Source organism: Herbaspirillum lusitanum, assembly GCF_026127345.1.
GTDB lineage: Bacteria > Pseudomonadota > Gammaproteobacteria > Burkholderiales > Burkholderiaceae_D > Herbaspirillum > Herbaspirillum lusitanum.
The window spans coordinates 974,093-992,435 of sequence record NZ_QXFG01000008.1 but is presented as its reverse complement, the minus strand read 5'-3'; the positions used below and the strand labels follow the sequence as shown (position 1 = coordinate 992,435).

16 protein-coding genes are annotated in these 18,343 nt (G+C 61.1%); 4 read left to right on the top strand and 12 right to left on the bottom strand.

Translation table 11 applies throughout. The annotated features are described in order from the left end of the window. Position 1: 1 nt before the first annotated feature. On the bottom strand, positions 2-919 hold the full coding sequence (locus DXT88_RS12795) for a DeoR/GlpR family DNA-binding transcription regulator (RefSeq protein ID WP_265213907.1): 918 nt from the start codon (positions 917-919) through the stop codon (positions 2-4). A gap of 194 nt (positions 920-1,113) precedes the next feature. On the opposite strand from DXT88_RS12795, the gene DXT88_RS12790 reads away from it, so the two are divergent. The 3 genes from DXT88_RS12790 to DXT88_RS12780 all read left to right on the top strand — a co-directional run bounded on the left by DXT88_RS12790 (position 1,114) and on the right by DXT88_RS12780 (position 4,534). After that, positions 1,114-2,322, top strand: a complete 1,209-nt coding sequence (locus tag DXT88_RS12790) for a porin (protein ID WP_265213905.1) — start codon at positions 1,114-1,116, stop codon at positions 2,320-2,322. A gap of 20 nt (positions 2,323-2,342) precedes the next feature. Further along, a complete protein-coding gene (locus DXT88_RS12785; protein WP_265213902.1) occupies positions 2,343-3,248 on the top strand; it encodes a glycerophosphodiester phosphodiesterase family protein in 906 nt (301 codons plus the stop codon). A gap of 224 nt (positions 3,249-3,472) precedes the next feature. After that, positions 3,473-4,534, top strand: a complete 1,062-nt coding sequence (locus DXT88_RS12780; protein ID WP_265213901.1) for a M29 family metallopeptidase — start codon at positions 3,473-3,475, stop codon at positions 4,532-4,534. A gap of 102 nt (positions 4,535-4,636) precedes the next feature. Here DXT88_RS12780 and DXT88_RS12775 read toward each other — a convergent pair whose 3' ends face one another. From DXT88_RS12775 to DXT88_RS12725, 11 genes are all read right to left on the bottom strand, one after another. After that, positions 4,637-5,188, bottom strand: a complete 552-nt coding sequence (locus DXT88_RS12775; RefSeq protein ID WP_265213900.1) for a cytochrome b — start codon at positions 5,186-5,188, stop codon at positions 4,637-4,639. Positions 5,189-5,193: 5 nt separating this feature from the next. Continuing rightward, positions 5,194-6,567: a sensor histidine kinase gene (locus tag DXT88_RS12770; RefSeq protein ID WP_265213898.1), complete on the bottom strand. Its 1,374-nt coding sequence runs from the start codon at positions 6,565-6,567 to the stop codon at positions 5,194-5,196. Continuing rightward, entirely contained in the window at positions 6,564-7,226 is a 663-nt protein-coding gene (locus tag DXT88_RS12765) for a response regulator (RefSeq protein WP_265213897.1), read from the bottom strand. Before DXT88_RS12765 ends, DXT88_RS12770 begins: the two co-directional genes overlap by 4 nt. A gap of 234 nt (positions 7,227-7,460) precedes the next feature. Further along, positions 7,461-8,750, bottom strand: coding sequence for an MFS transporter (tcuC, locus tag DXT88_RS12760; protein WP_265213895.1), 1,290 nt, complete (start codon positions 8,748-8,750; stop codon positions 7,461-7,463). 296 nt (positions 8,751-9,046) lie between these two features. After that, positions 9,047-10,057 (bottom strand): SIS domain-containing protein, encoded by a 1,011-nt coding sequence (locus DXT88_RS12755; protein ID WP_265213893.1) that lies wholly within the window; start codon positions 10,055-10,057, stop codon positions 9,047-9,049. Then, positions 10,050-11,216: an N-acetylglucosamine-6-phosphate deacetylase gene (gene nagA / locus DXT88_RS12750; protein WP_265213891.1), complete on the bottom strand. Its 1,167-nt coding sequence runs from the start codon at positions 11,214-11,216 to the stop codon at positions 10,050-10,052. The genes DXT88_RS12755 and nagA overlap by 8 nt, the downstream gene beginning before the upstream one ends. A 16-nt stretch (positions 11,217-11,232) precedes the next feature. After that, positions 11,233-12,189, bottom strand: coding sequence for a BadF/BadG/BcrA/BcrD ATPase family protein (locus DXT88_RS12745; RefSeq protein WP_265213890.1), 957 nt, complete (start codon positions 12,187-12,189; stop codon positions 11,233-11,235). Positions 12,190-12,196: 7 nt separating this feature from the next. Then, entirely contained in the window at positions 12,197-13,321 is a 1,125-nt protein-coding gene (locus DXT88_RS12740) for an ABC transporter ATP-binding protein (RefSeq protein WP_265213888.1), read from the bottom strand. A gap of 20 nt (positions 13,322-13,341) precedes the next feature. Further along, entirely contained in the window at positions 13,342-14,250 is a 909-nt protein-coding gene (locus DXT88_RS12735) for a carbohydrate ABC transporter permease (protein WP_265213887.1), read from the bottom strand. A 9-nt stretch (positions 14,251-14,259) separates the two neighbouring features. Continuing rightward, a complete protein-coding gene (locus tag DXT88_RS12730) occupies positions 14,260-15,174 on the bottom strand; it encodes a carbohydrate ABC transporter permease (RefSeq protein ID WP_016833684.1) in 915 nt (304 codons plus the stop codon). 134 nt (positions 15,175-15,308) lie between these two features. Further along, on the bottom strand, positions 15,309-16,580 hold the full coding sequence (locus tag DXT88_RS12725) for an ABC transporter substrate-binding protein (RefSeq protein ID WP_265213884.1): 1,272 nt from the start codon (positions 16,578-16,580) through the stop codon (positions 15,309-15,311). Positions 16,581-16,982: 402 nt separating this feature from the next. Here DXT88_RS12725 and DXT88_RS12720 point away from each other — a divergent pair, with 402 nt between their 5' ends. Next, positions 16,983-18,338, top strand: a complete 1,356-nt coding sequence (locus DXT88_RS12720; protein WP_407649320.1) for an ABC transporter substrate-binding protein — start codon at positions 16,983-16,985, stop codon at positions 18,336-18,338. Positions 18,339-18,343: the final 5 nt, after the last annotated feature.

The window sequence follows — 18,343 nt, the reverse complement described above, 5'->3', positions numbered from 1 at the left end:
TTCATTTGCCTGCTGCGATGGCGGCCATGACGGAATTGCCCGTGGCCGCGGAGGTAATCGATTGGTGGTCGGCGTCGGTGCTGTAGTCAGGCTGAAAATCAGGCTGAGAACCGGGCTGCGACGTCACGACGACCCGCGTATTACCGGCCAGCATGGCCGCCAGCGTCGGACTCAAGGGACTGTCCGTAACCAGGATATCGGGGTCGGAAAGATGGCCGCCGCGCACCGGCGCCTGGCGGCCGAATTTGGAGTTGTCGGTGACCAGAATCTGGGTGCGGCAGCTCTCGCGCAAGGCCTGTCGCGAGCTCGATTCCATGCGATCGAAATCAAGCAGCGTGCCGTCGGTGTCGACGCCGCCGACGCCATAAATGCCGAAGTCGGCGCGGAAGTTGCGAAACAGTTTGTCGGCGTCGTTGCCGAGGATTTCCGGATTCGGAAAGCGCAGTGTGCCGCCCGGGACGATGACCTGGTTGTTCTGGTTGGTCGACAGCGCCAGCGCTGCACGCAGATTGTTGGTGATGACGGTGAGATGGTCATGTTTGGCCAGGGCCAGCGCGACTTGCTCGGGCGTGGTGCCGATGCCGATCAGCACGCTGCACGAATTCGGGATCAGTGCGGCGACGGCGGCGCCGATCTCGGCCTTCTGTTCGAGGTTGTTGATGCGGCGCATGTCGTAGGGCTGGTTGCGCGCCGACAGGATCAGTTCGGCGCCGCCGTGCCGGCGTCGCAGGATGTCGGCGTCGCACAGCGCATTGATGTCGCGCCGGATGGTCTGCGTGGTGACGGCGAAGTGCTCGGCCAGCGCTTCCATCGTCAGGAATCCGTGTTGTCGGAACAGCGCAATGATTTCGTTGTGGCGCAACGAGGCCGGCTTGAGGACGGGCTTGTGGGAGGGAGTAACTGCAGGCGTTGCCGACATGTTCACTTATCCATTCGCTGGTTCATTTGAAAACGTGATGCATGTTATCGGCCGATTGTTACCGGATCGTGACGTTCATATGAACGTTAATCGGCTTTCATATCATCACAACGTCATGGCGATGTCATATATCGCGGGCATAGTTCGCTCCGCAATCCGGCTTCACCCTTATTCAACTTTTCTGAAAACCATTCATGAAAAAAACTGCTCTCGCCATGTCGCTGCCGCTGTGTTTCGCCGGCCTCTCTTTCGCCGCCGCTGCGCAAGCGCAAACGACCGACGCCTCATCGGGCGTCACCATCTACGGGATCATCAATCCCAGCCTGACTTATACCGACAAGGTCGCCAACGCCACCCCGGGCAATCCGACCGGCACCGGTTCGCGCCTGAGCATGGATACTGCCGTGGCGCAGGGTTCGCGCATCGGTTTCAAAGGCGTGGAAGATCTGGGCGGCGGACTGAAGGCGCTGTTCACGCTGGAAAACGGCTTCAACGCCGATACCGGCCAGCTGGCGCAAGGCGGCCTGTTCTTCGGCCGCACCGCCATCGTCGGTTTGTCGGGGAGCCTGGGAACCATCCATCTCGGCCGTCAGAAGGATTACATTGATGATCTTGCCCCCTACAACGGCGCGCTCGATTTCGGTAGCGTGGTCAACAACATCCATGCATTGAACCTCGACCGTACGCAGGGTTCGCGAGTCAACAACTCGGTGCGTTACAACTCGCCGGTGTTCGGCGGCGTGACACTGAGCGCGCTGTATGGTTTCGGCGAACAGGCCGGCTCGACCGGCGCCGGCCAGTCGTTCGGCATCGGCGGCAGCTACAACAACGGCCCGTTGTCGTTCGGCGCTGCGTATTTCCAGAACAAGCTGACGGCCAACAACACCTTCACCGGTTCCAGCGATTCCGGCATTGCACCGGGCGCGGTCACCGGCAGCATCGCCAGCACCTCGCTGAAAACCTTCCTGGTCGGCGGCTCCTACAAGCTCGGCGACGTCCGCCTGTACGGTTCGTACTCACAGGTCAAGCAGCCGCTGGCCGTTGCGGCCGGAACCGCAATGACCGGCTTCACCGGCGCGGCCGGTGCGGCATTCACCTTCGGCGGCGTCAACAACAGCAAGGTCGACCTGATCGACTTCGGCGTCAATTACAACGTCACCGCGACGACCCAGTTGCTGGCCAACTTCGTGACCACGCGTTCCAAGTTCGTCGGCGCCAGTAGCGACGGCAAGGCGACGCAGGTTTCATTGGGCGTGGATTACTTCCTGTCCAAGCGCACCGACCTGTATTTGTTCTACGCCAACATCCGTTCGTCGGACATGTTCAATCCGGGCCTGTACGTGGCGCCGGGCGGCAGCAACACGCAGAACGTCCTGACCGCCGGCATCCGCCACAAGTTCTGATCGCCTGAAGGAGAGTGCGCATGACAACTTCAATCAAGTCGGCCATCACGGCCGCGTTGTTGGGAATGGCGCTGACGGCTGCCGCCGATCCGCTGATCGCCGCGCATCGCGGCGGCACCGGCGACGGTCCGGAAAACACCATCCCGACCTTGCAGAATTCGCTGAAGCACGGCGCCGACATCTTGTGGATGACGGTGCAGGTCTCCAGCGACGGCGTGCCGGTGCTGTACCGTCCGGCCGACGTGGCCGCGCTGACCGACGGCAAGGGCATAGTCAATACGCTCACCGCAGCGCAGCTGACCGCGCTCAACGCCGGCTACATGTATGCGGTGACTGACGCCGCCGGCAACAAGAGCTATCCGTATCGCCAGCAACCGGTGCAAGTGCCGACGCTGCGGGAAGCTTTGCGCGCCGTGCCGGCAGCGACGCCTGTCGTCATCGACATGAAGCAGGTGCCGGCGGAGACGCTGGTCAATGCGGTCGCCAAAGTGATCGGTGAAGAAAACGCCTGGCAACGCGTGCGTTTCTATTCCACCGACGCCAACGTGATTGCGCTGATGGCGCAGCAGCCGAAGGCCCGGGTGTTCGAGTCGCGCGACGCCACCCGCGATCGGCTGGCGCGCATCGCCTTGAACGGCGGCGCCTGCGATGCGCCGCCGGCGGCAGGTACCTGGTCCGGCATCGAGCTGGAGCGCAAGGTCGCGGTGGTGGAGAAGTTCACGCTTGGCGAAGGAGTCTCCGAAGTCATCGCGCACTGGTGGACGCCGGCCGCGATGAAATGCTTCCGCAGCAATCCGGACACGCACGTGATGGTGTTCGGCGTTGACTCGGCGGCGGCTTATCGCAGCGCGCAGCAACTGGGCGTGGATGTGGTGATGACGGATTCGCCGGTAAAGATGAAAGCACTGCGGGAGGGCGGGAAATAATTTTGGTTGATCAGTCTGTGGATCAGTCCCTGAAAGAGAAAGCCGGCGCAAGCCGGCTTTTTCCTTGGCGCCGTATCGTGATGACCAGGCATGGCGACGCGTTCCATCGTGGCGGGGGCCATCCAATGTCGATTAAAATGCAGGCCTGACAGGAAACGGTGCGTCCTTGTGAAGCTCGCCCCCTGAATTGACATCACCACCCATCCGGACGCACTACATAGACGATGCAACCCCTAGAAAACCAAGAGCCGGCCACGTCATCCTTCGGCGCGATCCCAAGGGAATCAGTCGATCTCGCGCACAAGCATCTGCACGACATCCTCAACATGGCAATCGGACATGCGCCTCCGCGCGCCGCCGTGGTGGTGGCCGATACGCGCTGCGATCTTGCCGTCGCCTTGACGGAAGCCTATCGGCGTTGCCTGCCGACTGCGCGTTTCATCGATTTCGATGCAGTCGCTCCGGACGAGGTGCTAACCGCTTTTGCCGGTCTTGAGCCCGGCGATCTGGTGGTGCTGGTCCAATCCACCAACTTCCGCCTCGAGGCTTTCCGCCTGCGGGTCGAGCTGTTCAAACGTTCGCTCAAGGTGATTGAACATCCCCATCTGTCACGCATGCCCGGGGCGCAGGCCGATTACTACATTGCATCGCTGGCCTATGACCCGGCGTATTACCGCGGCGTCGGCTACGCCCTGAAGGCGCGTATTGATCGCGCGCAGGGCGGGGTGGTCGACAGCGGCGGCGAGCGTCTGGTCTTTGCTGCGCCGTTCGAACCGGCCAAGCTGAACATCGGCGACTACAGCGAGATGAACAACGTCGGCGGACAATTCCCCATCGGCGAAGTGTTTACCGAATCACAGGACCTGGAGGCGGTGAACGGACGCGTGCGCATTTTTGTTTTCGGCGACACCACATTCCGGGTGAACCGGCCGGAGCAACCGATCACCCTGGTGGTCGCCAAAGGCCGCGTGGTGGAGGCAATCGGCTCCACACCGGACTTCGATCAGGTGCTGGAGAAGATTCGCGCCGATGAAGGGGAGGTCTGGCTGCGCGAGCTGGGCTTCGGCATGAACCGCGCGTTTTCACGGGAGCGCATGGTCGACGACATCGGCACCTACGAGCGCATGTGCGGCATCCACCTGTCGCTCGGCGCCAAGCACGGCGTCTACAGCAAGCCGAATATCCGGCGCACGACCGCGCGCTATCACATTGACGTGTTTGCGGTGACGGAGGCGGTCTATCTCGATGACGAGCTGGTTTATCGGGATGGGGCGTGGCAGGTCTGAGCGCGATGCACCCCAGCAGATGATGCAGCGACCGCATCTTCTGCCGTGTGTAGCGAGGGATTCAGGCCAGCGGCTCAGTGTACTGCCGGTACGCTTTGGTTGCTAGAACCACATGCGCTGAAAGACCCCATCTTTGTCAATCAGCAGATGCTTTAGTCCGGCCAAGACATGCAAGCAAACAAGAATGACAAGTATCCATGCCGCAAAAGAATGTATTGAGAAAAAAAACTCGGCGACATCATGATTGGCAGTAACGACGCGGGGTAACGGGGATCCGAAAAAGACCAGGCCTGACTTGCTGAATGCCGCACCGGCAATACCAATAAGAGGTAACGCGAACATCAGTACATACAGCGCCTGGTGGCTAATGGCGGAAGCAATGATTTGCCAGGAAGGTATTGTTGACGGCAATGCTGCGGGGCGATGCGTGAAGCGCCAGGCAGCACGTAAAATTACCAGGAAAATGACGACAAGACCTATTGATTTGTGCAGATTGAAGTACCAGTCACTCCCGGGAGAATCCTCGATGTCCATCATGTACCAGCCCAGCCCGACCATACCAATGAAGAGTACGGCTAGTATCCAATGCAGAGTTTTTGCGGGAGCGGAATACTGGTCGCTTGAGGCTTGTTCGTATCGATAGTCTGTTTTCATGATATTCACTTTCTTAAGGGGGGATGCCAGGAATTCGGCGATGGGTGAGCGCTAAATTGCTTGAATTTCACGACAACGCTCAAACCGTAAGGCGGACAGGGATTTGCATGACCAAGCTCAATAGCGGCATCCATGTTGTCCGCTGCAGTTTTGGCGATGGAAAGCCCTAGCCCGGAGCCGGCTTGTTCATTGCCAAGAACACGAAAAAACGCATCAAATACGCATTGCCGGTCACCTTCCTGAATGCCCGGTCCGGTATCGACGATTAGCAACGTTGCGAGCCCCTCCGTCACGCCAATTGACATATCGACGCGACCGTTTTCCGGCGTATAGCGGATGGCATTGTCGATCAGGTTCTTGAGCAGAATTTTTAGTTCCATTTCGTCTGCCATGATGTTGATATCGACCTCGTTGGCGATTCCCACATCGATCTTTTTCTGTTCTGCTTGAAGAATCAGATCTTCAAGTACAAGACGTATTATTCGCTGCAAGGACACCGACGCATGCCGATACGGTCTGCCCTCCTGGATACGCGCCAGCGTCAGCAATTGATTGATTAACGCTTGCGTCCGGGCAATGCCCTGTCTCAATGTGGTGACGCGCTCCCTCGCCACCATGGGCATGTCGGCTTCTGCCAGGCGCTCGGCTTGCAATGAAAGTGCCGTCAGCGGCGAGCGCAATTCATGAGCGGCATCGGCGACGAATCGCCTCTGCGCATTTACTGACCGTTCGACGCGGGATAGCAGCCGGTTAATTGCTGCGACAAACGGCTTGATTTCGAGAGGGAGATTGCTCTCGTCCAGCAAGCCGAGCTCTTGCTCCGGGCGTGTATCCAGACTCAGTGCAAGTACCTTGACCGGTCGGAACATTTGTTTTATCAACATGCCGACCAGGATAAGCAGTAGCGGAAGCAGTAGCAGGAGCGGTATGAGTGTCCGCAGCGCGCTGTCTGCCGCGATCTCATTGCGCACAGAGGTTGGTTGAGAAACGGCAACTCGTACACCGTTCGCCAAGGGCTTGATAAATACCCGCCAATCGACATCGCCAATGGTGACTGTTTGCACACCGTCGGGAAGGCCATGTGGCAAAGACAACGTGCTGTCACCCTGCTGATTGACCTCGTCGGCACGCCTTTGCATCAGCATCTGCACAATGACGCGGGTGTCATCATCGCCGGTCAGCACACTTTTTGCATTGCCTGGAGTCTGCCCCAGATGCTGATCGTTGACGAGTATGGCGACTTGCCTTAGCTGATCGTCCTGGAATTCATTGGCTTCATGAAACGCCAATTCAAAGGACATTGCCACGCTGCCCAAGGTCACCAGGACAATACATCCCGCCAGCCAGAGGGAAAGTCGGAGTTGCAAAGAATGATTCATTCTCCTTTGGAGACCAACCATCCCACCCCCCTGACATTTTTAATCGTGGAACTGCCAAGTTTCTTTCTGAGCGAATGAATCAGGAATTCAACTGCGTTGCTTTCGACTTCTTCATTCCAGCCATAAATTCGGTCTTCCAGTTCCACTCGCGAAAGAATTGCCCCCGGCCGGATCAACAAGGCCTGTAGCAAAGAAAATTCCCGCGCCGATAGCAGCGTTGCCACACCGTCAACCGTCACTTCCCGGCTGGCCGGATCGAGAGACAACATGCCGTTGGACAGAGTCGGCGCTGCAATGCCCGCGTTGCGACGAACGGTCACGCGAATTCTGGCAAGCAGCTCGGCCATTTCAAACGGCTTCAGGATGTAGTCGTCGGCGCCACTATCGAGACCCTGTATTCGATCCTCAACGGCGTCTCTCGCACTGACAATGAGAATCGGCATCGAATGCTTTTTTGCCCGCAGGACGCGAAGCACCTCAAGGCCGTCTTTGTGCGGCAAGCCCAGATCAAGCAGCATCGCGTCATAGCGTTGGCGATGAACTGTACTCAGCGCGGATTGTCCGTCGCGCACCCAATCTACCGCGTAACAGGCATCCTTAAGCGCTTGCGAGATTGCTTCGCCTATCATTGCATCGTCTTCGACCAATAGAATGCGCATCTGCTTACGTGAATTCCTGTGACCATATAAAACAGGTGGATTAAAAAGACGCCGCAAATGAAAATCCCTCTCGTTTCGCGGCGCCGGTTAGTACATCAACCCCGCGGAGGAACAGTCAAGAGCAGCAATATGCCTGACAAAACTTAGGAAAGACATAGCTCTGTGATGCGACAGATATGAAAAAAGCGGGAAGGGCGCAAGGCGCTTCCCGCTTTTCTTTCCTGCGCGGATCGGTCAGGCTGCCAGCGGCACCGCCAGCGTTTTCCGGCGATACAGCACCAGCGTGGCGATCAGGCCGCAGACGGCGGCGAAGCTCATCCACAGGCCGGGCGCGGCCTTGTCGTGGGTGATTTCGATCAGGCCGGTGGCAATCGCCGGGGTGAAGCCGCCGAAGACCGCGGTGGCCAGGCTGTATGCCAGCGAGAAGCCGGCCGTGCGTACGTCGACGGGCATCACTTCGGTCAGCGCCACCACCATTGCGCCGTTGTAGCTGGCGTAGAGGAAGGACAGCCACAGTTCCACCACCAGCATCTTGCCGAAGGTGGCGTCGCCGACCAGCCAGGTCATGGCCGGGTAAGCGGTCAGGATGGTGAGTACGGTGAACACCAGCAACAGCGGACGACGACCGATGCGGTCCGACAGGGCGCCCATGACCGGCAGCCAGATGAAGTTGGAGATGCCGACGCAGAAGGTGACGATCAACGCACTTTCGGTGCTGAGCTTGAGCACGTTCTTGCCGAAGGTCGGGGTGTAGACGGTGATCAGGTAGAACGATACGGTGGTCATCGACACCAGCATCATGCCGGCGATGACCAGCTTCCAGTTCTCCACCATCGAGCGGAAGATTTCATTCAGATTGGGCCTGCGTTTGCGCGCCAGGAATTCTTCGGTCTCCTGCAGCGAACGACGGATCACGAACAGCACCGGCACGATCATGCAGCCGATGAAGAACGGCACGCGCCAGCCCCAGTCGCCGACCTGGTCCTTGGTCAGCCAGATGTTGAGGCCGTAGCCGATGGCTGCCGCGAAGATGATCGCGACTTGCTGGCTGGCGGATTGCCAGCTGACGTAGAAACCCTTGCGGCCCGGCGTCGCCATTTCAGCGAGGTAGACCGACACGCCGCCGAGTTCGACGCCGGCCGAGAAACCTTGCAGCAGGCGACCAATCAGCACCAGCGCGGGGGCCAGCAAACCGATGGTGGCGTAGCCCGGCACGAAGGCGATCAGCACGGTGCCCAGCGCCATCAGCGCCAGCGTGACGATCAGGCCCTGGCGACGACCGACGCGGTCGACGTAGGCGCCGAGGATGATGGCGCCCAGCGGACGCATCAGGAAACCGGCGCCGAAGGTCATGAAGGTCAGCATCAGCGAGGCGAATTCATCACCGCTGGGGAAAAAGGCTTTCGAGATGTAGCTGGCGTAGAAGCCGAACAGGAAGAAGTCGAACATTTCCATGAAATTGCCGCTGGTGACGCGCAGGACGGTGGCGAATTTCGAGGACGAAGCTATCGTGGGAGAAGTCATATCATGTCTCTCTGTGTATGCCTGAATGGTCAGGACTCATTTATTTTCTGGGCAGTGCATCGACGCTGGAATTATTGTTGTTCGCCGACGCTGCGAGTCTATCCCAATCGTTTTGGGGATAGCTTTCTAATAGCTTTCAACTTTCGTTTATTTTGCTGACGAGAGCAAATATGCTGACAAAGTGCTGACGATGCACTGTCGACGTTGGTGCATCGGCAAAAGAAAAACCGCCTGGACCCTTGCAGGCGCAGGCGGCGAAGAACACCGATACCACAAGGTGCCACAGGGAGGAACGCTTAGCTGGTCTTGGTGACCTTGCTCAGATGGCGCGGCTTGTCCGGGTCCATGCCGCGCGCCACCGAGAGTTGTGCGGCCATGACATAGAACGCCTGGATCGCCACGATCGGATCGAGGTCGGGCGTGACGGCAGTCGGCAGCGTGAGGTCGCGTTCTGCGATGTCTGCCGGCGCGGCCAGCAAGACCTTGGCGCCGCGCTGGCGCATTTCGGCGGCGAGCTGCAGCATGCCGGCCTGGGTCGGGCCGCGCGTGGCGAACATCAGCAGCGGGTAATCTTCATGGATGAGCGCCATCGGACCATGCTTGATTTCGGCGCCGCTGAATGCTTCGGCCTGGATGGCGGAGGTCTCCTTGAACTTGAGCGCCGCTTCCAGCGCCAGCGGAAAGCCGATGCCGCGTCCGACCACCATGATGTTCCTGGCCGGTGCGAGTATCTCGACCGCCTTGGACCAGTCGCTGTCGGCGGCACGCTGCAGCGACTCGGGCAGGCTTTCCAATGCATGCAGGAAGCCGGCGTCGTCTTGCCAGTGTCCGGCGAACAAGGCGCCAGCGACCAGGCTGGCGATGAAACTCTTGGTGGCGGCCACGCTGAGTTCCGCGCCGGCGTGCAATGGCAACGTCCATTCGGCGGTCTGCGCCAATGGCGATTCGGCGTCGTTGACGAGGGCCACGGTGGTGGCGCCGCCGTCGCGGAAGTAGCGGATCGGCTCGATCACGTCGGGACTTTGGCCCGACTGCGAAATCGCGATTGCCAGTGCGTCGCGGGCAATCAGCGGCGCCTTGCTGAGCGTCACCAGCGACATCGGCAGCGAGGCCACGATATGGCCGAGGCGCACCATGGTGAGGTAGGCGCAATAGTTGGCGGCGTGGTCGGAACTGCCGCGCGCCACCGTGACGATGCCCGACGGCGGCGCGGTGCGCAGCCAGCGTCCCAGTTCGGCATAGCGGGCCTGGTCGCGGGCAAGCTGCTCGGCGACGTGACTGCCGGCCGAGCGAGCCTCCTTAAGCATGAGCGAGGTCAATCTTTTCTCCTTCTACGTAGACTTCTTTTAATCTGAACTGGCGATCGAACACCAGGATGTCGGCAAAGCAGCCGGGCTTGAGGCGGCCGCGTTCCTTGACGCCGAGGTAGTCGGCCGGATAGGTCGAGGTGCGCAGCGAGGCTTCGGAAATATCCAGCCCCATGGCGATCAGGTTGCGCAGCGCCTGGTCCATGGTCAGCGTGCTGCCGGCCAGGGTGCCGTCGGCCAGGCGCACGCCGCCGGCGCACTTGTGCACCACCTGGCGGCCCAGCGTGTAGTCGCCGTCGGGCATGCCGGCGGCGGCGGTGGAGTCGGTCACGCAGTACAGGCGCGGAATGGCGCGCAGCGCGGTGCGGATGGCGCCGGGATGCACGTGCAGCATGTCCGGAATCAGCTCGGCATATTCGGCATGGGCCAGCGCGGCGCCGGCCATGCCCGGTTCGCGGTGGTGGAAACCGCTCATGGCGTTGAAAAGATGCGTGAAGCCGGCGGCGCCGTTCTTCAGTGCGGCCACGCCGTCTTCGTAAGTACCCAGCGTATGGCCGATCTGCACCAGCATGCCGCCGGTGGTCAGGATGCGCACCAGCTCCAGGTGGCCGTCGACTTCGGGCGCAATGGTGATCAGCTTGATCGGCGCGAAGCTGGCCAGCCAGTCGACCTGTTCCAGTGTGGCTTCGATGGCGAAGTCGGGTTGCGCGCCGAGCTTGCCGGGATTGATGTACGGACCTTCGAGATGCACGCCGAGGATGCGCGCGCGGCCGCTGCCTGGTTCGCGCCTGCGGCTGGCGCTGCCGATGGCCTTGAGTGCGGCTTCCAGCTCGTCCAGCGGCGCGGTCATGGTGGTGGCGAGCAGGCTGGTGGTGCCATAGCGCGCATGCAGGCGCGCGATGACGTCGATGGCGTCGCCGCCTTCCATCACATCCTTGCCGCCGCCGCCGTGCACGTGCAGGTCGATGAAGCCGGGCAGGATGTAGTCGCCGTCGTTGGCGTGCGGCGTGCCGTCGGCCGGTTCGAACTCAAGCGGCGAGCCGTCGATGTTGCAGATCAGGTCGCCGAAACTGATGGCGCCGTCGATCCAGCCGTGCGGAGTGAGGACGTTGCCGCGGACCTGGGTGATGGAGGAGGAAGAGGAGGAAGAGGAGGACATGGGCTTATCTCCGTTTTCAAATAGTCAGACTTGACGATAAGGCGCGGCGCGCCAGCAGCAAGGCGCCGTCGGCCGCATCGGCCAGCGCCGGCGTGATGCGTTGCCGCAGCGCCGGCGAGAAATAATCGTGCAGCGCGCCGGCCAGTCCGCCGCATAACGCCAACGGCAATTGCCGGTCGGGATCGAGCGTGGCGGCCATCAGTTCCAGTTCCGCCGCTGCCTGGATCAGGATCGTGCGTGCCGCCTCATCTTCGGCGGCGTGGGCGATGACCAGGCGTGCGAGTCGGGCGAAAGCGGCCTGATCGGCTTGCGACAGCCAGTCGAGCACGATGTCGCGTTCGCTGCGTCCGGGATGGATGACGGGGTTGGTGACGCGGTTGGTGATCGTGCCATCCGCTTCGCAAAACGCCACCGTTGCCGTCGACAAGGCGCCATGCGGCGCACGGCCGTCGACCACGTGCTGCGCGTGATTGATCGCGCGCAGTCCCATCCATGCGCCGCTGGCGTCATCGCCCGAGGGAAAGCCCCAGCCGTCGACCACATGTTCGCTGCCATCGGGATACAGGGCCACGCCGATGGTGCCGGTGCCGACCGCGATGATGGCGCCGGGCCGGCCCTGATGCGCGCCGAGCAGCGTGGTGGTGGCGTCGCTGGCGATCTCCAGTGCGCCGAAAGCGGGCGCCTGCGCACGAAAGCCGGCCGCCCATTGCGCCACGTTGTAACCGGCCACGCCGATGCCGGCAGCCATGCGCGACAAGGGCGGCATGGGGATGCCGGTGCCGGCGCGGGCATGCGCGAAGGCGCTTTGCAGCGTGCTCAGGATCGCGTTCCAGGCAGCCGGCGCACCGTTGCGCAGGGCGGATCCGGGACCGGTCGCTTCGGCCAGCACGGCGCCGTCGAGGTCGGTCACGCGCACCAGGGTCTTGGTGCCGCCGCCGTCCACGCCGATCAGGTAGTCGCAGGAAGTTTCCATGCCGGTCTCAATGCTGGCGCGACGACACCAGGTTGCCCGGCTTGAGGCGGCGCAACGCATTGCCGTCGGCGTCGAACACGTGGAAGGCGTTGCTGTTGGCGGACAAGACAATCTCTTCGCCGATGTCGACGTTGCGGTTGCCGTCGCCGCGCACCACGATGTCCTGTCCGCCGGACAGCGTGACGTAGATGAAGTTGGCTTCGCCCAGATGTTCGACCAGGTTGACCTTGCCGCCGAACTGTTCGGAGCCGGCGCTGTTTTCGTGGATATGCTCGGCACGCAGGCCGAGTGTGAGCTTGTCGCCGACCTTGGTATTACCCGGCACGACGTCGACGCGCACTTTGCGTCCGCCTGTCACGGCGACTTCGAGGCCGTCTTCGGCCACGGCCGTGACCAGGCCCGGCAGGAAGTTCATCTTCGGCGAGCCGATGAAGCCGGCCACGAACAGGTTCTGCGGATGCTGGTACAGCTCCAGCGGCGTGCCGGCCTGCTGGATGTGGCCGTCGTGCATGACCACGATCTTGTCGCCCAGCGTCATCGCCTCGACCTGATCGTGCGTGACGTAGACGATGGTGGCGGCCAGTTGCTTGTGCAGCTTGGCGATCTCCAGCCGGGTCTGCACGCGCAGGGCGGCGTCGAGATTGGACAACGGTTCGTCGAACAGGAACAGGCGCGGCTTGCGCACGATGGCGCGGCCGATGGCGACGCGCTGGCGCTGGCCGCCGGACAGCTCGCGCGGCAGGCGTTCGAGCAGATGGTCGATCTTGAGGATGCCGGCGGCGTGGCGGATGCGCTCGTCGATGTCGGCTTTGTTGCTGCCGGCGATCTTGAGGCCGAAGGCCATGTTCTTGTACACGTTCATGTGCGGGTACAGCGCATAACTCTGAAACACCATGGCGATGCCGCGCTTGGCCGGCGGCAGGTGGTTGACGACGTCGCCGCCGATGGCCAGCTCGCCGCCGCTGATGTCTTCGAGGCCGCACAGCATGCGCAGCAAGGTCGACTTGCCGCAGCCGGAGGGGCCGACCAGTACGCAGAATTCGCCGTCGCGGATGTCGAGGTTGAGGCCGGCCAGCACGTTCTGCTTGCCGTCGTAGGATTTCTTCAAGTCTTTGATGCTTACGTTTGCCATGATTTTTTACCTTGAATGGGTTACTTCACTGCGCCGGAAGTCAGGCCGCGGATCAGCTGGCGCGAGAACAGCGTGTACAGGATCAGGATCGGGATGACCGCCATCGACAGCGCCGCCAGCACTGAATTCCAGTCGGTGGCGTACTGGCCGATGAATTGCTGTACGCCCAGCGTCACGGTCTTGGTCTGGTCGCCCGGCGCCAGGATCAGCGGGAACCACAGGTCGTTCCACGCCGGGATCATGGTGAACACCGCAACCGTGGCGATGGCGGGGCGGATCAGCGGCAGGATGATCTGGAAGAAGATCTTGAACTCGCCGACGCCGTCGCAGCGTGCAGCGTCTTTCAATTCCGTCGGGATCTGGCGGATGAATTCGGACAGGATCATCACCGCCAGCGGCAGTCCCTGTGCGGTGTAGACCAGGATCAGCGCGGTGCGGGTATTGATCAGGTCGAGCGCCACCACCAGCTGCAGGATGGACACGGTGCCGAGCCGGATCGGGATCATGATGCCGATCGCCATGAACAGCGTCATGAGGCGGTTGCCGCGGAATTTGTATTCCGACAGCGCCCAGCCGGCCATGGCGCCGAACAGCACGATCAGCACCAGCGAGCCTATCGTCACCACCAGGCTGTTGCCGAAATAGAGCAGGAAGTTGGTGTTCGACAGCACCTTGTGAAAGCCGATCAGCGAGAAACTGTCCACCGTCGGCAAGGCCATCGGGTTGTCGAAAATCGCCTGGCGCGACTTGACCGAGTTGATCAGGATCAGCGCAATCGGGAACAGCGCGATCACCGCATACAGGCACAGCACGATGTGCACCCAGATGTGGCCGGCCGGACCGAAGCTGCGCTGGATCAGCGACGGGCCGCGCGCGCTGCCGATTCGGTCCTGCGTCGCCGGTGCGATGGTGGAAGAAGCTGAAGTCATCGCGATTCCTTAAAGCTCGTAACGGGTCAGCTTGCGCTGCACCAGGTAAAAATAGGCGCCGACGCCGGCCAGGATCACCAGGAACATCAGCGTCGCCACCGCCGCGCCCATGGTGGGACTGCCGACCTGCGCCTGATAGCCGAAGAAGGTGCGGTAGAAGAAGGTGCCCAGCAGGTCGCTCGAATAGTTCGGCCCCGCCAGCGCGCCCTTGACCGAATAGATCAGGTCGAAGGCGTTGAAGTTGGCGACGAAGGTCAGGATCGTGACCAGTCCCAGCGTCGGCCAGATCAGCGGCAGCTTGATTTGCCAGAAGATGCGCAAGGCGCTGGCGCCTTCCGCGTGGGCGGCTTCCAGTACTTCTTCCGGCACTGCCAGCAGCGCGGCGTAGATCAGCATCATCGGGATGCCGATGTATTGCCATACCGAGATCAGCGACAGCGTGAACAGCGCAGTGGATTCCTGCCCGAGGAAGGGCGCGAAATAGTCCCCCAGGCCGACCAGCGTCATGAGCTTTTCACCGACGCCCCACAGGGGCGAAATGATCAGTTGCCAGATGAAGCCGATGATCACCACCGACAGCAAGGTCGGCAGGAAAATCAGAGTGCGGTAAGTGCGGGCGCCGCGCAGGCCCTTGAGGCTGAACAGCGTGGCCAGCAGCAGGCCGATCGGGTTTTGCAGCAGCATGTGGATGCAGAAGAACTTGACGTTGTTCCACATCGCGTTCCAGAAGGCGGTCGACCAGTCGCTGTCGAACAGGATGGTGCGGTAATTGTCGAGGCCGACGAAGCTGTGCACGCCGGCGTCGTTGCTGGTGTAGAAGCCCAGGCGCAGCGTGTCGAGCAGAGGCAGCGCACTGAACATGGAATAGATGATGACCGCCGGCGCCAGGAAAGCGACGATGTGCCAGGGACGAGCTGTTTTCACTGTGACTCCGGAAGTGAAGACTGGAAAAACCTGGGTGCATGGGCAGTCAGGCACCGGCGTAGACGGTTCTGCGCCGGTGTTGCTGCAATGCCTGTTGTTTCTATTGTTATTTCTATTATTTTTTTATTGTTTTTTTATTGTTGCGGCTTGTACCACTTGGCAAATCCGGTCTGGATCTTGGTCGCCGCATCCTTCGGCGTCATCTTGCCGTTCAGGACTTGCGCGTTGACGTTCCACATTTCGTTTTCCATGCTCGGCGTGCCGCGGTTCAGGATCTGCGAGTTGACGCGGATGGTCGACGAGCAGGACTTGCGCCAGTCGATCATCTGCTTGGCGATCGGATCCTTGACCGAGATCAGGTGGTTCGACAGCGAGAAGAAGCCGGTGACCTTGTTGGTGTAGATGTCGGCGAACTCCTGCGAACCCAGCCATGCCAGGAACTTGTAGGCGTCTTCCTTGTTCCTGGATTTCTTGTTCACGCCCATGCCGATGTCGTTGTGGTCGGAGATGTAGCAAGCGTCGCCGGCCTTCGGCACCGGAGGAGGGAACACGCCCAGTTCCAGCTTGCTGCTGGCGTTGGCGTTGAAGTAGGCGATGTCCCACGAACCGGCTGCGTACACCGCGCCCTGGCCCAGTGCGAACATGTTCTGGCTGTCGCCGTAGGTCTGCGCGGATGCACCCTTGGACAGGTACTTGCCGAGCTTGGCTTCATATTCCCAGACGTTCAGGAATTGCGGATCGGTGAACTTGGCTTTGCCGGCGATGAGCGCCTTGCGGCCGGCTTCGCCCTTCCAGTAGTTGGGGCCGACCCCGGTGAACAGCACCTGGTGCGCTTCCCATTGATCGGCGGTGCCCAGCACCAGCGGCGTGTACTTGCCGCCGGCCTTGACAGTCTCGAGCAGCTTGAGGAATTCGGCTTCGGTCTTCGGCGGCTGCAGGTTCAGCTCCTTGAAGATCTTCTGGTTGTACAGGAAGCCGTGCATTACCGAGGCGATCGGCATGCAGAAAGTATCCTTGCCGTCATCGGTCTGCCACGCGACCTTGGCGGAGGCGGGGAAGGACTCCATGCCGGCCTTGCCGTCGAGTTTTTCCAGGTGGCCCTTGTTATACAGCGAGAGCGACACGTCGAACGGGCGGCAGGCGACCAGGTCGCCAGCAGTGCCGCCGGCCAGGCGTGCGGTCAGGGTGGAGTCGTATTCGGTCGGCGCAGTCGGCGAGAACTTGACGGTGACGCCGGGGTTCTTCTTCTGGAAGGCCGGGATCAGGACGTTCTCCCACAGCGCCAGGTCGTCGACGCGCCAGCTTTCGATGGTCAAGGTGCCGGCTTGCGCGTTGCCGCCTGCCAGCGCGAGCAGGACGGCGCTGCTGAGGGTGGCGAGGGCGAGGGCTTTTTTAACGGTTTGCATCAAAGGTCTCCTGGTTTTTTTACATTGATGAAGGCCGCTCTGAGCTTCCGAAAAAATCCGCAATTGCAGAGCCAGCGGCGCGACAGTAGCACCGGAGAATGTGTGATGCGAGCGTTTGGAAATATGTCTGGGGGAAATCGCTAAGTTATTGTTTTTGCTTGGAATTTCTTGAATCGGCGATGCGGGCGGATTACATATATTTACAGAGGATTCACGCCGTGCCCGGTTGCCCCAGGCGCAGCGCTGCGGCCGGCGCTGCAAGGTGGATTGGCGCCGGAACAGGAAACTAAATAAAACATTACATTTCTTTACAAAACGTGAATCCAATTAATGTTCTTATCGCGGTGAAGCGCGGACTTACGCTATAGTCACACGCGCTTTGGAGACGGCAAAAAACTCGGAATGATAAAAATGACAAGGCCCGCATTGACGAGACACCGGGAGACGACGCTGCGCGCCGCAACATTCGTGTTGGCGGCGCTGCTGTCGTCATGGCTGTCGTGTGCCGGCCGATCGGCGCACGCCGCCGGTCCGGCAACATCATCGACCTCGTCAGCGTCGCCGGCATCGCTGCAGGTGCTGCACTGGTGGACCTCGTCCGGCGAGCGCAAGGCGGTGGACGTACTGAGCAGCAAGCTGGCGGAACAGAATATCCAGTGGCGCGATTTTGCGATTCCCGGCGGCGCCGGCATCGGCGCGGGCAAGGTGCTCAAGAGCATGGTGCTGGCCGGCCATGCGCCCGAAGTCACGCAACTCAACGGCGTCATCTTCGGTGAATGGGCCGATCTGGGGCTGCTGCTTGAACTCGACAACGTCGCTGCGCAGGGCAACTGGCAAAAGCTGCTGTTTCCGACCGTGTGGTCGCTGCTGAACAATCACGGCCACGTCGTCGCGGCACCGCTCGGCATCCATCGCATCAACAATCTCTATTACAACGTCGCGGTGTTCAACCGCCTCGGTTTGAGCGTGCCGCGCAGCTGGGAGGAGTTCGACAAGGTAGCCGCCAAATTGAAGCAGGCCGGCATCGTCCCGCTGGCGCAGAGCGGCGAATCGTGGCAGGTGGCGACGCTGTTTGAAACGCTGGTGCTGTCCGAAGGCGGCCCGGCGTATTACCGCCAGTTGTTTGTCGACCTCAGTCCGCGCGCATTCGCCGACGCACGCCTGTTGCACGCACTGAAACGCCTGCGCCTGTTGAAGCAGGTCATGCAGTTGCCGGTGAGGGAGCGGTCGTGGACGGAAGTGGCGCGCCAGCTGGTCGACGGCGAGGCGGGCATGTTCATCATGGGCGACTGGGCCAAAGGCGATTTCAACGCCTGGGGCTTGAGCGCCGACCATCAATTCGGCTGCGCCGCCGTGCCGGGCACTGCCGACTATCATCTGTACAGCATCGATACGCTGGCGATGTTCGCCGACGACTACTCGCACCAGCCGGCGCAGGAAGTGCTGGCGCAGATCGCGATGTCGCCGGCGGTGCAATCCGACTACAATAAATTCAAGGGCGCGATCCCGGTCTGGCGTTCGCCGGACACCAGCAAGATGGATGGCTGCTCGCAGAATTCCTGGCGCGTGTTCAGCAAGGGCTCGGCCTACCTCGCGCCCAGCCTGGTGCATCGCATGGCCACCGACGAAACCACCAAGGACGCCATCGTGGCCGAGCTACGGCGTTTCTTCGTGGATGACCAGATCAGCGAAGCCGAGGCGCAGCGACGGCTTGCATCGATCGCCAGGGCGCTTTCGCGAACCGGAAAAGTGGAGTAAAGACT

Excerpts from the sequence above, each read along its gene's own strand:
- DXT88_RS12765 (WP_265213897.1), bottom strand. The coding sequence starts at position 7,226 with ATGCGCATTCTATTGGTCGAAGACGATGCAATGATAGGCGAAGCAATC.
- DXT88_RS12740 (WP_265213888.1), bottom strand. The coding sequence starts at position 13,321 with ATGGCAAACGTAAGCATCAAAGACTTGAAGAAATCCTACGACGGCAAG.
- DXT88_RS12785 (WP_265213902.1), top strand. The coding sequence starts at position 2,343 with ATGACAACTTCAATCAAGTCGGCCATCACGGCCGCGTTGTTGGGAATG.
- DXT88_RS12780 (WP_265213901.1), top strand. The coding sequence starts at position 3,473 with ATGCAACCCCTAGAAAACCAAGAGCCGGCCACGTCATCCTTCGGCGCG.
- nagA (WP_265213891.1), bottom strand. The coding sequence starts at position 11,216 with ATGTCCTCCTCTTCCTCCTCTTCCTCCTCCATCACCCAGGTCCGCGGC.
- DXT88_RS12775 (WP_265213900.1), bottom strand. The coding sequence starts at position 5,188 with ATGAAAACAGACTATCGATACGAACAAGCCTCAAGCGACCAGTATTCC.
- DXT88_RS12790 (WP_265213905.1), top strand. The coding sequence starts at position 1,114 with ATGAAAAAAACTGCTCTCGCCATGTCGCTGCCGCTGTGTTTCGCCGGC.
- DXT88_RS12745 (WP_265213890.1), bottom strand. The coding sequence starts at position 12,189 with ATGGAAACTTCCTGCGACTACCTGATCGGCGTGGACGGCGGCGGCACC.
- DXT88_RS12795 (WP_265213907.1), bottom strand. The coding sequence starts at position 919 with ATGTCGGCAACGCCTGCAGTTACTCCCTCCCACAAGCCCGTCCTCAAG.
- DXT88_RS12735 (WP_265213887.1), bottom strand. The coding sequence starts at position 14,250 with ATGACTTCAGCTTCTTCCACCATCGCACCGGCGACGCAGGACCGAATC.
- tcuC (WP_265213895.1), bottom strand. The coding sequence starts at position 8,750 with ATGACTTCTCCCACGATAGCTTCGTCCTCGAAATTCGCCACCGTCCTG.
- DXT88_RS12720 (WP_407649320.1), top strand. The coding sequence starts at position 16,983 with ATGATAAAAATGACAAGGCCCGCATTGACGAGACACCGGGAGACGACG.
- DXT88_RS12770 (WP_265213898.1), bottom strand. The coding sequence starts at position 6,567 with ATGAATCATTCTTTGCAACTCCGACTTTCCCTCTGGCTGGCGGGATGT.
- DXT88_RS12755 (WP_265213893.1), bottom strand. The coding sequence starts at position 10,057 with ATGCTTAAGGAGGCTCGCTCGGCCGGCAGTCACGTCGCCGAGCAGCTT.
- DXT88_RS12725 (WP_265213884.1), bottom strand. The coding sequence starts at position 16,580 with ATGCAAACCGTTAAAAAAGCCCTCGCCCTCGCCACCCTCAGCAGCGCC.